Origin of the sequence: Mesorhizobium sp. B2-4-19, from assembly GCF_006441315.1 — a bacterium.
Taxonomy (GTDB): domain Bacteria; phylum Pseudomonadota; class Alphaproteobacteria; order Rhizobiales; family Rhizobiaceae; genus Mesorhizobium.
This window is the reverse complement of the sequence record NZ_VFUV01000002.1, coordinates 179,984-192,857: the sequence shown is the minus strand read 5'-3', so window position 1 is coordinate 192,857 and position 12,874 is coordinate 179,984. Positions and strand designations below refer to the sequence as shown.

The 12,874-nt window shown below is 63.9% G+C and carries 14 protein-coding genes; 13 read left to right on the top strand and 1 reads right to left on the bottom strand.

Annotation, left to right across the window (positions count from 1 at the left end):
* The first annotated feature begins 2 nt into the window (after positions 1 to 2).
* The 13 genes from FJ546_RS04175 to FJ546_RS04115 all read left to right on the top strand — a co-directional run bounded on the left by FJ546_RS04175 (position 3) and on the right by FJ546_RS04115 (position 12,403).
* Positions 3 to 1,106, top strand: a complete 1,104-nt coding sequence (locus tag FJ546_RS04175; protein WP_140888202.1) for a DUF1513 domain-containing protein — start codon at positions 3 to 5, stop codon at positions 1,104 to 1,106.
* A 96-nt stretch (positions 1,107 to 1,202) separates the two neighbouring features.
* On the top strand, positions 1,203 to 1,880 hold the full coding sequence (gene tsaB / locus FJ546_RS04170; protein WP_140888201.1) for a tRNA (adenosine(37)-N6)-threonylcarbamoyltransferase complex dimerization subunit type 1 TsaB: 678 nt from the start codon (positions 1,203 to 1,205) through the stop codon (positions 1,878 to 1,880).
* On the top strand, positions 1,880 to 2,374 hold the full coding sequence (gene rimI / locus FJ546_RS04165; RefSeq protein WP_140888200.1) for a ribosomal protein S18-alanine N-acetyltransferase: 495 nt from the start codon (positions 1,880 to 1,882) through the stop codon (positions 2,372 to 2,374). Before tsaB ends, rimI begins: the two co-directional genes overlap by 1 nt.
* Before the next feature lie 27 nt (positions 2,375 to 2,401).
* Positions 2,402 to 3,202: a 1-acyl-sn-glycerol-3-phosphate acyltransferase gene (locus FJ546_RS04160; RefSeq protein ID WP_140888199.1), complete on the top strand. Its 801-nt coding sequence runs from the start codon at positions 2,402 to 2,404 to the stop codon at positions 3,200 to 3,202.
* 75 nt (positions 3,203 to 3,277) lie between these two features.
* Entirely contained in the window at positions 3,278 to 4,687 is a 1,410-nt protein-coding gene (gene miaB / locus FJ546_RS04155) for a tRNA (N6-isopentenyl adenosine(37)-C2)-methylthiotransferase MiaB (protein ID WP_140888198.1), read from the top strand.
* An 83-nt stretch (positions 4,688 to 4,770) separates the two neighbouring features.
* Positions 4,771 to 5,763 carry a PhoH family protein gene (locus FJ546_RS04150; RefSeq protein WP_245318074.1) on the top strand — a complete coding sequence of 331 codons (993 nt, stop codon included), beginning with the start codon at positions 4,771 to 4,773 and terminating at the stop codon, positions 5,761 to 5,763.
* Between the two features lie 19 nt (positions 5,764 to 5,782).
* Positions 5,783 to 6,283, top strand: coding sequence for an rRNA maturation RNase YbeY (ybeY, locus tag FJ546_RS04145; RefSeq protein ID WP_140888197.1), 501 nt, complete (start codon positions 5,783 to 5,785; stop codon positions 6,281 to 6,283).
* Positions 6,284 to 6,310: 27 nt separating this feature from the next.
* A complete protein-coding gene (locus FJ546_RS04140; RefSeq protein WP_140888196.1) occupies positions 6,311 to 7,405 on the top strand; it encodes a hemolysin family protein in 1,095 nt (364 codons plus the stop codon).
* Between the two features lie 13 nt (positions 7,406 to 7,418).
* Complete coding sequence (locus tag FJ546_RS04135; RefSeq protein WP_140888195.1) at positions 7,419 to 7,889, top strand: VOC family protein; 471 nt, start codon at positions 7,419 to 7,421, stop codon at positions 7,887 to 7,889.
* A gap of 200 nt (positions 7,890 to 8,089) precedes the next feature.
* The gene (gene lnt / locus FJ546_RS04130) at positions 8,090 to 9,682 is read left to right on the top strand and encodes an apolipoprotein N-acyltransferase (RefSeq protein ID WP_140888194.1); all 1,593 of its coding nucleotides are present in this window, start codon (positions 8,090 to 8,092) and stop codon (positions 9,680 to 9,682) included.
* A 139-nt stretch (positions 9,683 to 9,821) separates the two neighbouring features.
* A complete protein-coding gene (locus tag FJ546_RS04125; RefSeq protein ID WP_095771968.1) occupies positions 9,822 to 10,241 on the top strand; it encodes a helix-turn-helix transcriptional regulator in 420 nt (139 codons plus the stop codon).
* 168 nt (positions 10,242 to 10,409) lie between these two features.
* Positions 10,410 to 11,675, top strand: coding sequence for a methionine adenosyltransferase (metK, locus tag FJ546_RS04120; RefSeq protein ID WP_010913316.1), 1,266 nt, complete (start codon positions 10,410 to 10,412; stop codon positions 11,673 to 11,675).
* 26 nt (positions 11,676 to 11,701) lie between these two features.
* Positions 11,702 to 12,403: a tRNA (guanosine(46)-N(7))-methyltransferase TrmB gene (locus FJ546_RS04115; protein ID WP_140888193.1), complete on the top strand. Its 702-nt coding sequence runs from the start codon at positions 11,702 to 11,704 to the stop codon at positions 12,401 to 12,403.
* 20 nt (positions 12,404 to 12,423) lie between these two features.
* Here FJ546_RS04115 and FJ546_RS04110 read toward each other — a convergent pair whose 3' ends face one another.
* The gene (locus tag FJ546_RS04110) at positions 12,424 to 12,588 is read right to left on the bottom strand and encodes a hypothetical protein (protein ID WP_010913318.1); all 165 of its coding nucleotides are present in this window, start codon (positions 12,586 to 12,588) and stop codon (positions 12,424 to 12,426) included.
* Positions 12,589 to 12,874: the final 286 nt, after the last annotated feature.

Below are 12,874 nucleotides of genomic sequence, written 5' to 3'. Positions count from 1 at the left end.
GCATGCGCACGCCGCTCATCGATCGCCGGGATTTCCTGAGGGCCGCGGGTGTCGGCTTCGCTGCCGCGATGGCGCCGTCGGCCTGGGCGAAGGCGCTTGCTGCCGACGCCGTCTTCGCGACCGCTTTCGTCAAGCGCGACGGCGGTTTTGGCGCTGCTGTGCTGTCCGAGGCCGGCAAGGTGCTGCATGCGATCGACCTGCCCGATCGCGGCCATGACGTCACCTTCGATCCCTTGTCGAAGCGTTCGGTGGTCTTCGCCCGCCAGCCCGGCACCTTCGCCGTGGTGTTCGACCACACCGGGCGCGCTTCCCCGCAGACCATCGCCAGCATCGCCGGCCGGCATTTCTTCGGCCATGGCGTGTTCTCGCCCGACGGCGCGCTGCTCTATGCCACCGAGAACGATTTCGACAATGCGGCCGGCGTCGTCGGCGTCTATGATGCTCGGGCGAAATTCAGCCGCATCGGTGAATTCCCGACCTATGGCGTAGGCCCGCACGAACTCTTGCTCATGGGCGACGGCAGGACGATCGCGGTCGCCAATGGCGGCATCGAGACCCATCCCGATTATGGCCGTGCCGAGCTCAACATCGCCACCATGAAGCCGTCCTACGTTCTCATCGACCGCGTCACCGGCGACCTGGTCGAAAGGCATGAATTGCCGGCTTCCCTGCACCAGCTGTCGATCCGCCACATGGATACAGACCCGTCCGGCACCGTCTGGTTTGGCTGCCAGTACCGGGGGCCGGGCACGGATCGTCCGCTTCTGGTCGGCCGCGCCGTGCGCGGCAAGGAGTTGCAGCTTCTCGACATGCCGCAGGACGTGCTGTCCGGCTTCCGCAATTATATCGGCTCGGTCGCCGCCAACGCGACCGCCGGCACCGTCGCCGTCTCGTCGCCGGAAGGCAATTCGCTTGTCGTGATTGACGTGGCCAGCGGCCGGGTGGTCTCGTCCAGCACTCTGGTCGAGGTCTGTGGCCTGGCGCCGGACGGATCGGGCTTCATGGCCACTACCGGCGCCGGCGAGATTATCGAGGGCAGCGGCGCGACGCGGTCAGAGCCGGACTATGTCTGGGACAACCACATGCTGCGCATCGAACAGGTCTGACAGCGCGCTGGCGGAACCGAAGCCGTTTAACAAATTATGCTTGCGGTGGCGCGCCCTGGCGGGCACAGGGAAGTGTTTCTCGAAACCGGTCGTTTCATGAAAGTGCTTGCCATCGACTGTGCCGCCAGCCTCTGCGCCGCCAGCGTCTACGACGCGGCGGCCGGGCGGGAGCTTGGCCGCGCGGTACTCGATCTCGGCAAGGGTCATGCCGAGCACCTGATGGCCGTCATCGCCGAGGCGCTGAACGCCGCCGCAACCGACTATCCCGGCCTTGGCGCCATTGCCGTTTCCGTCGGCCCCGGCTCCTTCACCGGTCTGCGTGTCGGTGTCTCCACGGCGCGTGGCCTGGCGCTGGCGCTGAAAATCCCGGCGATCGGCGTGACGACGCTCGAAGCGCTGGCCGCCGAGGCCGCAGTGGCATTTCCCGGCCGCGCCGTGCTGGCGGCACTCGATGCCGGGCGCGAGGAGATCCATGCAGCACTGTACGACAAAGCGTTAGTTTTGACTTACGGTCCAGCAGTGACCACGCTGCCGGAAGTCAATGCCTTGGCGAGGCAGACCTCCGCGGCGCTTGCCGGAACTGCGGCAGTGCAGATCGCCGAATCGGTGGGCCGGCGTTCCGATATCGGGCCTCGGACGGCGACCGCTGATATTCTCACCTACGCCCGTCTGGCCGCCGGCAAAGGCGAGGGCGAAAGGCCGAAACCACTTTACCTGCGCGGCGCGGATGCAAAGCCGCAAGCCGGATTTATTCTTTCGAGGCAACAAAATTAATGCGCATACCTTTTCTCCAGCCACGTCGCCGGGACTATGCTCTCGAGCCGCTCAGGATCGCCGACAGCCCTGCGGTCTCGGTGCTGCATCGCGAGGACTTTGTCCGTCCGTGGACAGATGGCGAGTTCGCCGCCCTGCTCGAGCAGGACACCGTGTTCGGTTACGCCGCACGCGAGACCGGGCAGGGCGCCAAGCCGCCCGTCGGCTTCGTGCTGGCCCGTCTGGCCGCCGGCGAGGGCGAGATCCTGACGGTCGCGGTGGCGCGATCGCACCGCCGCCAGGGACTGGGCTGGCAGTTGATGGATGCGGTGCTGCGCGAACTGCACGCGCAGCGCGCCGAAGCGCTGTTCCTCGAGGTCGACGAGACCAATGTCGCCGCCATTGCCCTCTACCGTCGCTTGGGCTTCCGCGAAGTCGGCAAGCGCCCGGACTACTACAAGTCGCCCGATCGCGGGCCGACCGGCGCGCTTGTCATGCGCCGCGATCTTCGCTAGCCAGAGATCGGGTGGGCGCAGGACAGCATGATCGGAAAAATCAGGATTTTCCTGGCCCTGGGCCTTGTCGTCGCCGGTTCGCTGGTGCTGGTGCCGTTGCAGATACTGTCGATGAAGACCGGCTGGTGGCCGGAAACCGTCATTCTCAAGATCTGGCACAGGCTGATCCTCAGGGCGCTCGGCATGCGCGTCCATGTCAAGGGAACGCTGTCCGACAAGCGCCCCTTGCTGGTGGCCTCGAACCACATCTCCTGGACCGACATCATGGTGCTTGGGTCCGTTGCCGATGTGAAGTTCATCGCCAGGGCCGATATGGAAGGCTGGCCGCTGATCGGCATGCTGTCGAAACTGCAGCGCACTGTCTTCATCGAGCGCGAACGCAAGCGCTCTTCCGGCGACCAGGCAAGCGAGATCGCCAGTCGCATGGCCAAGGGCGACGCCATGGTGCTGTTCGCCGAGGGATCGACCGGCGACGGCAATGCCGTCCTGCCGTTCAAGAGCACGCTGTTCGGTGCGGCCTCGATGGCGCTTTCGGAGGGCGCGGCCGAGCAGGTGTTCATCCAGCCGGTGGCGATCGCCTATACGCGCCTGCACGGCGTGCCGCTCGGCCGCCGCCATCGGCCGATCTCGGCCTGGATCGGCGACGAGGATCTGATGCCGCATCTCAAGGTGCTGATGGCGGAGGGCGCGCTCGACGTCGAAGTGCATTTCGGCGAGCCGATCGCCTTTGCCAAGGGCTCGAACCGCAAGGAAACGGCCAGGCTGATGGAAAGCCAGGTGCGCGAGATGATGCGGGCGGCACTCGCCGATCCGCGCCCGAGCCGCTAGCCCGAACCCTGCGCCTGCGCGTGCACACCGAGAATCGTCTGTTTTTTGTCACGGAAAGGCGTTAGAAGCCGCCGGATGAACTTGAACACGATTGAAAGCGACGACATCGGCAGCGTGGCCGGACAGCCGGCAGTGCGCGCCACGGCAGCGAAGAAGGTCTTCATCAAGACCTATGGCTGCCAGATGAACGTCTATGATTCACAGCGCATGGGCGATGCGCTGGCCGCCGACGGCTACACCGCGACCGATGCCATCGACGAAGCCGACCTGGTGCTGCTCAATACCTGCCATATCAGGGAGAAAGCGGCGGAGAAGGTCTATTCCGAGCTCGGCCGCATCCGCGACATGAAGGCGGAGCGCGCCATTGCCGGCCGCGAAATGCTGATCGGCGTCGCCGGCTGCGTGGCGCAGGCCGAGGGTGCCGAGATCATCAGGCGCTCGCCGGCCGTCGACCTTGTCATCGGGCCGCAGACCTATCACCGTCTGCCCGACGTGCTGGCGCGGGTGCGCGGCGGCGAGAAGATCGTCGAGACCGACTACGCCATCGAAGACAAGTTCGACCATCTGCCGCAGCCCAAGCGCGCCGAGGTCATCAAGCGCGGCGTCACCGCCTTCCTTACCGTGCAGGAAGGCTGTGACAAGTTCTGCACCTTCTGCGTGGTGCCCTATACAAGGGGCTCGGAAGTGTCGCGGCCGGTGGCGCAGATCGTCGCCGAGGCCGAACGCCTGGCCGAAGCCGGCGTGCGCGAGGTGACGCTGCTCGGCCAGAACGTCAATGCCTGGCACGGCCAGGGCGCGAACGGCGAGGAATGGGGCCTTGGCCGGCTGCTGTTCCGGCTGGCTGAAATTCCCGGACTGGCGCGGCTGCGCTACACCACGAGCCATCCGCGCGACATGGATGACGAGCTCATATCAGCCCACCGCGACCTGCCATCGCTGATGCCTTATCTGCATCTGCCGGTGCAATCGGGGTCCGACCGCATCCTCAAGACGATGAACCGCAAGCATACGGCCGGGGATTATCTGGCGCTGCTCGATCGCATCCATGCCGCGCGTCCCGATATCGCTTTGTCCGGTGACTTCATCGTCGGCTTCCCCGGCGAGACGGAGGCCGATTTCGAGGCGACGATGGACCTGGTGCGCCAGGTGAATTACGCCTCGGCCTTTTCATTCAAATATTCGCCGCGCCCCGGCACGCCGGGCGCCGAAATGGCCGATCATGTGCCCGAAACAGTCAAGGACGAGCGCTTGCAGCGGCTGCAGGCGCTGCTGTTGAAGCAGCAGCAGGACTTCGGCTCCAGCCTGGTCGGCAGCACCATCGACACGCTGATCGAGAAGCCCGGCCGGCAGGCCGGCCAGAAGGTCGGCCGCTCACCTTGGCTGCAGCCGGTTATTGTTGATGAAAAGGCCGGCGAAATCGGTGACATTATCCAGGTGCGAATCACGAAGACGGGCTACAATAGCCTGTTCGCCGAATTGGCCTGATGGTCTCGGCAGATGAGGAGAGACGGTTGAGCGCAGCAGAGCTGAAGAACCTGCCCCCGGTACCGGCATCTGGGGCTTCTGACATGGCGCACATCGTTCTGACTTTCGACAACAACAAGCTTGCCAGCGCCCTTTACGGTCAGTTCGACGAGAACCTCGCCCGGCTCGAGCAGAAGCTCGGCGTCGACATCCGCTCGCGCGGCAACCAACTGACCATCAAGGGGTCGGCTTCGGCCGCTGAACAGGCGCGCCGTGCCTTGGACAATCTCTATGGCATTCTACAGAAGGGCGTCGATATCGGCCAGTCCGACGTTGACGGCGCCGTGCGCATGGCGGTCGCAGCCGACGATCAACTGACCCTGCCGACGCTGGAGCGCAAGGGCAAGGTCTCCGCTGCCCAGATCTCCACCCGCAAGAAGACCATCTATGCCCGTTCACTGAACCAGGACGCCTATATGCGGGCACTGGAGCGGTCGGAACTGGTGTTCGGCATCGGTCCGGCGGGCACCGGCAAGACCTATCTGGCGGTAGCGCATGCGGCGATGCTGCTCGAGCGCGGCATGGTCGAGCGCATCATCCTGTCGCGGCCGGCCGTCGAGGCCGGCGAGCGGCTGGGCTTCCTGCCCGGCGACATGAAGGAGAAGGTCGATCCCTATCTGCGGCCGCTCTACGATGCCCTCTACGACATGATGCCGGCCGACAAGGTCGAGCGCGCCATTGCCGCCGAAGTCATTGAAATCGCGCCGCTCGCCTTCATGCGCGGCCGCACGCTGGCGCATGCCGCGGTCATCCTCGACGAGGCGCAGAACACCACGCCGATGCAGATGAAGATGTTCCTGACCCGCCTCGGCGAGAATTCGCGCATGATCGTCACCGGCGATCCCACCCAGATCGACCTTCCCCCGAGCACGAAATCGGGCTTGGTCGAAGCGTTGCGTGTCCTCGACGGCGTGGCCGGCGCGGTCACCGTGCGTTTCAACGATGTCGACGTCGTTCGCCATCCGCTGGTGGCGGAAATCGTCAGGGCCTATGACCGCGACGCCAAGCTGGCGCGCGGCCTCGGCGCCGAGAATTGATTTTTGACGATGCCGCTTCATGCCTGAGGACAATTTATCCGGCGACGGGGAGCCCCCCGTCGACATCGATATATCGGTCGAAGCGGGTGATTGGCCCGATGAGGCAAGCCTGACACGGCTAGTCGATCGTGCGGTTGGCGCTGCTTTCTCCGAGACCGGCGTGACGGGCCGTTCCGAACTTAGCGTCGTTTTTTCCGACGACGCCCATATCCGTACGCTCAATGCCGAATGGCGGGGTAAGGACAAGCCCACCAACGTCTTGTCTTTCCCGGCTTTTCCGTTTGTACAAGGCGGCCCACTGCCGCCGATGCTGGGCGATATCGTGCTCGCCGCCGAGACGGTTTCTCGCGAGGCGGCACTGGAAGACAAGCCAGTGCAGAACCATATCACCCATCTCGTCATCCACGGCCTGCTGCATTTGCTGGGCCATGATCACGAGACCGACGCAGAGGCGGAGGAGATGGAGGCCATCGAACGCGCAGCGCTCGCAAGGCTTGCCATTCCCGATCCCTACGCGTAACTACATCTGACAATTGACCGGACGACGATGAACGACAAACCAGAGACTGCCGCCCGCCCCGACGCCGGCAGTGCGCCCAAGGCTTCCGATACGTCGGAAGAGGGATCAAGTCCGAGTACCGTTACCTCTGGTGCTGCCAGCGCCGGCAGCGCAGCCAGCGAGCCTTCGCTTGCCGGACCCTCCCTGTTCGATCGTGTTTTGGGCCTGTTCAGGCAGCGCAACGGCACCAGCCTGCGCGAGGAAATCGCCGGCGCTCTGGCCGAGACGGCGAGCGATGCCGGCGCCTTCTCGCCTGGCGAGCGCGCCATGCTCAACAACATCCTGCGGCTGCGCGAAGTGCGCGTCGAGGATGTCATGTTACCGCGCGCCGATATCGAGGCGGTCGAGATCACCACGACGCTCGGCGATCTCCTGGGCACCTTCGAACAATCCGGCCATTCCCGCATGCCGGTCTATTCCGAGACGCTCGATGATCCGCGCGGCATGGTCCATATCCGCGACGTGCTGGCCCACATCACCAAGCTCGCGCGCGTCAAGAAGGGGCGCACGACCAGGAAGACGCCCGTCGCCACGCAGCTCGATCTTGCCCAGGTCGACCTCGCGCGCACCATCGGCGAGCTCAATCTGATCCGCCAGGTCCTGTTCGTGCCGCCCTCGATGCTTGCTTCCGACCTGATGGGTCGGATGCAGACAACGCGCACGCAGATGGCGCTGGTCATCGATGAGTATGGCGGCACGGACGGGCTTGTCTCGCTCGAGGACATTGTCGAAATGGTCGTCGGCGACATCGAGGACGAGCATGACGACGACGAGCCAATGATCACCCAGGCCGGCGACGGCGTCTTCATCGTCGACGGCAAGGCCGAGATCGACGAGGTCGCCAAGATGATCGGCGAGGATTTCGCCGCCGGCGAACATGGCGAATACGTCGACACCATCGGCGGCATGATCTTCAACACGCTCGGCCGCGTGCCGGCGCGCGGCGAGGTGGTGCAGGCCATTCCGGGCTTCGAGTTCCATGTCCTCGATGCCGATCCGCGCCGCGTCAAGCGCGTGCGCATCGTGCAAAGCCAGAAGGGCGAGCGCCGTCGCCGCGCCACGGCCCGCACCGAACAGGCCTGAGTTTCCGCTGCAGATGACGGCGGACGACCCGTTCAAGCATTCAAGTCTGGGTTCCGGTGTCTTCTACAGAGATCCGCGCGCAGCGCTGGCGTGGCTCGAAGCGGCTTTCAGCTTCGAGCGCAGCATGGTGGTGAGCGATGCCGACGGCAACCTCGTCCACGCCGAGATGCGGTTCGGCGACTCCTATATCATCGTCGATTCCGAATGGAGCGACTATGTCGCGAGCCCGGCTTCGGTCTCGGGCAAGAACACGCAGTCGGTCTATGTCAGGCTCAGGGATGGCCTGGATGCGCATTGCGAGCAGGCGCGGGCGGCCGGCGCCGACATAATCCAGGAGCCGACGGACCAGTTCTACGGCGAACGCCAGTATCGGGCTCGCGATCCCGAGGGCCATGTCTGGACCTTCACCCAGCCCATCCGTTGCGTATCCCGCGAAGAGGCCGAGCGGCTGAGCGGCCTGCGCATCGACGGCTGGCACCGGTAATGCATGTCGCCCAAAAGTGACCTCGGTTTTGGAAGAACGACATGCATAAAACAGGGACCTGAAGCGCGTCGCATGAATCCGTTTCAACGCAACGCCCTCCAGAGCGTGATCGGATCATTGCGGCTGACAGGCAGGCGTTTGGAGCGCAGGCCGCGGCCTGATAAATCTTGCGTCCTGATTCGCGCGACTCGGAAGTATGCATGGAGCGCCTGACCGGCCGGATAATTCTGCTTTGGGGTTGGCAGCGTGCGCTCGTGGCCTTTCTTGCCGGGGCGCTGGCGGTGCTTGGCCAGGCGCCCTACGATTTCTTCGCCGCCTGCTTCATCTCGTTTCCGTTGCTGGTCTGGCTGCTCGACGGTGCGACCGGCGAAGCTTCAGGCAGCCTTTTCAGACGCCTGCGGCCGGCCTTCGCTGTTGGCTGGTGGTTCGGCTTCGGCTATTTCCTCGCCGGCCTCTGGTGGATCGGCTCGGCGTTGCTGGTCGAGGCAGACGAGTTTGCCTGGGCGCTTCCCTTCGCCGTGGTCGGCATTCCCTTCGCGCTCGCCTTTTTCTACGGCTTCGCGACGATGGTCGCCCGGCTTTTGTGGAGCAGCGATATCGGCCGCATCGCCGCCCTCGCCTTCGGCTTCGGGCTGATGGAGTGGCTGCGCGGCTTCCTGTTCAGCGGTTTCCCCTGGAATGCCATAGGCTACGCGGCAATGCCGGTGCCTCTCCTCATGCAGAGCGTGTCGGTGACCGGCATGATCGGCATGAACGTGCTTGCCGTGTTCCTCTTTTCATTGCCGGCGCTGCTGGCGGCGCGCCGGCATCTGCGCCTGGGTGCGGCGCTGTTCGTCCTGCTTGCATCGGCCCATGTCGGTTTCGGCTATATCAGGCTTGCCGCTCCTGAAAAACCGGCGGAGCGCAGCCTCGATGTCCGCATTGTCCAGCCTTCCGTCGACCTCAGTGAAAAATGGGATGCCTCGGTGCGCGACCGTATCTTCGCCACCTTGCTCGGCCTGTCCGCCAAGGCGCCGGACCCCGGTCACGGCAAGCCACAACTCATTCTTTGGCCGGAAACCTCGGTGCCGTTCCTCTTCACCGAGCGCCCCGACGCGTTGACGGCGCTGGGCGACATGCTGGCCGATGGCCAGATGCTGATCGCCGGCATCGTTCGCGAGGAAGGCGGCTCGGCGGCCGGCACCGACAGCCGCTATTACAATTCCGTGGTGGCGATCAACGACAGAGGCGAAATCGTCGATGCCGTCGACAAGGTTCATCTGGTGCCGTTCGGCGAGTACCTGCCTTTCGCCGACCTGCTCAACCGTTTCGGCATCGCGCAGCTTGTCGCCGGACCGGTGACGTTCGCCGCCGGCAACGAGCGCCACGCCATCACACTGCCGGGCGGCATCCGTGCCCTGCCTTTTATCTGTTACGAGGTGATCTTTCCCGATCTTGTGGCAGTTGACGCTGCGTCAGCGCAGCTTATTGTGAACGTTACCAATGATGCCTGGTTCGGGGACACACCGGGACCGTATCAGCATTTCAGGCAGGCCCAGATTCGCGCGGTGGAGAACGGATTGCCCTTGCTGCGTGCTGCCAACAACGGCATCTCAGCCGTCGTCGATCCACACGGACGCATCGTCGATGCACTGGGCATCGACGCGCGCGGAGCCATCGATGTGAAGGTGCCGATTGCCGGACAGACGGTCATTTCCTCGGGCCAGAGGCGCATTAACGGAATGCTGATCATGTTGCTGTTTGCGCTCGGGGGAGCGCTGTTGAGCGTAAGGCAAAGGCTACGGGTGAATTGACAGTCGACACATTAGAAACTCATACTGTATCGCCTGAAAATTTCTCGAAGTCGGTGGATCGGTCTGTTGGGGCAGTCGCCTCCGGCTTTTTTTTGGGCGGGAAAAAATCACAAAGCCGAAAAAATTCGGCGAGGAAAAAATGACAGAAGAAAACAAGAAGAAACCCAATCCCATAGATATTCACGTTGGAAGCCGCATCCGGCTTCGCCGCAACATGCTCGGAATGAGCCAGGAAAAGCTGGGCGAAAATCTCGGCATCACATTTCAACAGATCCAGAAATATGAAAAGGGCACCAACCGCGTCGGCGCCAGCCGGCTGCAGGCGATAGCCTCGATACTCGGCGTGCCCGTCGCTTTCTTCTTCGAGGATGCGCCGGGCCAGGAGGCGGCGGCCGGCCGCGGCTTTTCCGAGGATGCGTCGATGGCTTTCGCCGTCGAATTCTGCGGCAGTCCCGAAGGCCTTCAGCTCAACCGGGCCTTCGTCAAGATCGCCGACGTCAAGGTGCGCCGCAGGATCATCGACCTGGTGAAGTCGCTCGCCGCCGAAGATCTCGACTGACCCTCGATGCGCCTCGAACCGGCGGCATTCGCCGCCGGTGGCACAAGATATCGACATCGACAGTCGTGCCAGAATGGCGGCAACGCTTGACGAGCGACGCTTTGCCCCGCTAACACGTGGCGCGCCAAAATCGGCAGCCTGCCGATCGTTTTTCAAGAGGGGACACCCGTGACGCGGCAGAACTATTTCTTTACCTCGGAATCCGTTGCCGAGGGCCATCCCGACAAAGTCTGTGACCGGATCTCCGACGAGATTGTCGATCTGGTCTATCGCGAGGCCAAAAAGACCGGCATGGACCCATGGAAAGTCCGTGTCGCCTGCGAGACGCTCGCGACCACCAACCGCGTCGTCATCGCCGGCGAAGTGCGCGTCCCCGAGACGCTGCTGAAGAAGGACAAGGCTGGCAACATCCTCAAGGACGCCGCGGGCCACCCGGTGGTGAATCCGGCAAAATTCAAATCCGTCGCCCGCAAGGCGATCCGCGAGATCGGCTACGAGCAGGCCGGTTTCCACTGGAAGACGGCCAAGATCGAGGTTCTCCTGCACGGCCAGTCGCCCGACATCGGCCAGGGCGTCGACAACGCCGCCGACCGCCAGGGCGAGGAAGGTGCGGGCGATCAGGGCATCATGTTCGGCTATGCCTGCCGCGAGACGCCGGACCTGATGCCGGCGCCGATCTACTACAGCCACAAGATCCTCGAACTGCTGGCCGCCGCCCGCCACCAAAACAACGGCGAGGCCGGCAAGCTCGGCCCGGACGCCAAGAGCCAGGTCACCGTTCGCTACGTCGACGGCAAGGCCGCCGAGGCAACGCAGATCGTGCTGTCGACTCAGCATCTCGACGCGACGTGGGACTCCAAGAAGGTCCGCAAGGTCGTGGAACCCTACATCCGCGAGGCGCTTGGTGATCTCAAGATCGCCGACGATTGCATGTGGTACATCAACCCGACCGGCAAGTTCGTCATCGGCGGCCCGGACGGAGACGCCGGCCTCACCGGCCGCAAGATCATCGTCGACACTTATGGTGGCGCGGCACCGCACGGCGGCGGCGCCTTCTCGGGCAAGGACACGACCAAGGTCGACCGTTCGGCAGCCTATGCAGCGCGCTATCTCGCCAAGAATGTCGTGGCGGCGAAGCTCGCCGACCGCTGTACCATCCAGCTTTCCTACGCCATCGGCGTCGCCCAGCCTCTGTCGGTCTATGTCGACCTGCACGGCACCGGCAAGGTCGACGAGGCGAAGCTCGAGGATGCGCTGCGCACGGTGATGGACCTGTCGCCGTCGGGCATCCGCCGCCACCTCGACCTCAACAAGCCGATCTATGCCAAGACGTCGTCCTACGGCCATTTCGGCCGCAAGGCCGGCCGCGACGGATCTTTCTCCTGGGAAAAGACCGATCTCGCCAAGGCGCTCAAGGATGCTGTCGCGGCCTGAACGCTGCGACAGACCCAGCCCGCCAGATGAGCCCGCAAGACAGGCCAAGCCGCACGACCGAAGCCTTTTTCGGTCGTCGGCGCGGCAAGCCCGTCCGTCCGCAGCAGGCGGCGGCCCTGGAAAGCGGGCTTGGCGCCTACCGGCTCGATCTGACGGCTGATGCACCGTCGGATCTGCGCACTCTGTTTGAAAGTGATGTTTCGGCCGTCCGGCTCGAGATCGGCTTTGGCGGCGGCGAACATCTTCTGCACCGTGCCATCGAGGCGCCGACAACAGGGTTCATCGGTGTCGAGCCCTTCGTCAACGGCATGGCCAAGATGATGATGGCGGTGCGGGCAAGGCCGCTGGCCAATTTGCGGGTCCATGACGATGACGCCACCCGGCTGCTCGACTGGCTGCCGCCGGCCTCGCTCGACGGCATCGATCTTCTCTATCCAGATCCATGGCCGAAAAAGAAGCACTGGAAGCGGCGTTTCGTCAGTCTGGTCAATCTCGAGCGTTTCGCGCGGGTCTTGAAACCGGGCTCAAAATTCCGCTTCGCGTCCGATATCGACACCTATGTGAACTGGACCTTGCTGCATTGCCGGGCGCATGGCGCCTTCGCATGGCAGGCGGCCGAAGCCGCCGACTGGCATCGCCCCTATGAGGGCTGGCCAGGCACGCGCTACGAGGCGAAGGCCGTTCGCGAGGGCCGGCGGCCTGCCTATCTGACCTTTGTCAGGAAATAGGCGCGCCCCTCGCCAGATTTTCAGAAACGGCCGATTCTGTTGAAGATGGCCGGATCCATGCCGAGCTTGCGCAAATCGTCGGCGCGCGGCTTGCGCCCGGCTTCCACCGAGCGCGACGCGGCAACGGCGCCGCCGAATGCGGTGAAGAGATCGCCCAAGGCGGAAAACAATCTGCGATTGCTCATGATCTTGTCCTTTCGCGCGCCACCGCGCGCCGCGTCTGTTCGTGTCGTGGCTAACAAATAAGAGCGCTCCGCCGGCTCTCACAGGGGGATTGGCGCATGGTGGCCATGCGCCTGGAGCAATGCTGACGCTGTCAGCCCTTTTGTCGGTTCGGCACGGCGGGCTTGAAACACCGGCCATGTTCGTTTATATCAGCGTCAAATTCTTGGTCGGTATGACGAAGAGTGGGTCCACCCGGTCCCGCTCTTTTTTATTACCTGCCGATAGGTTCGAAACGACAGGTACTTG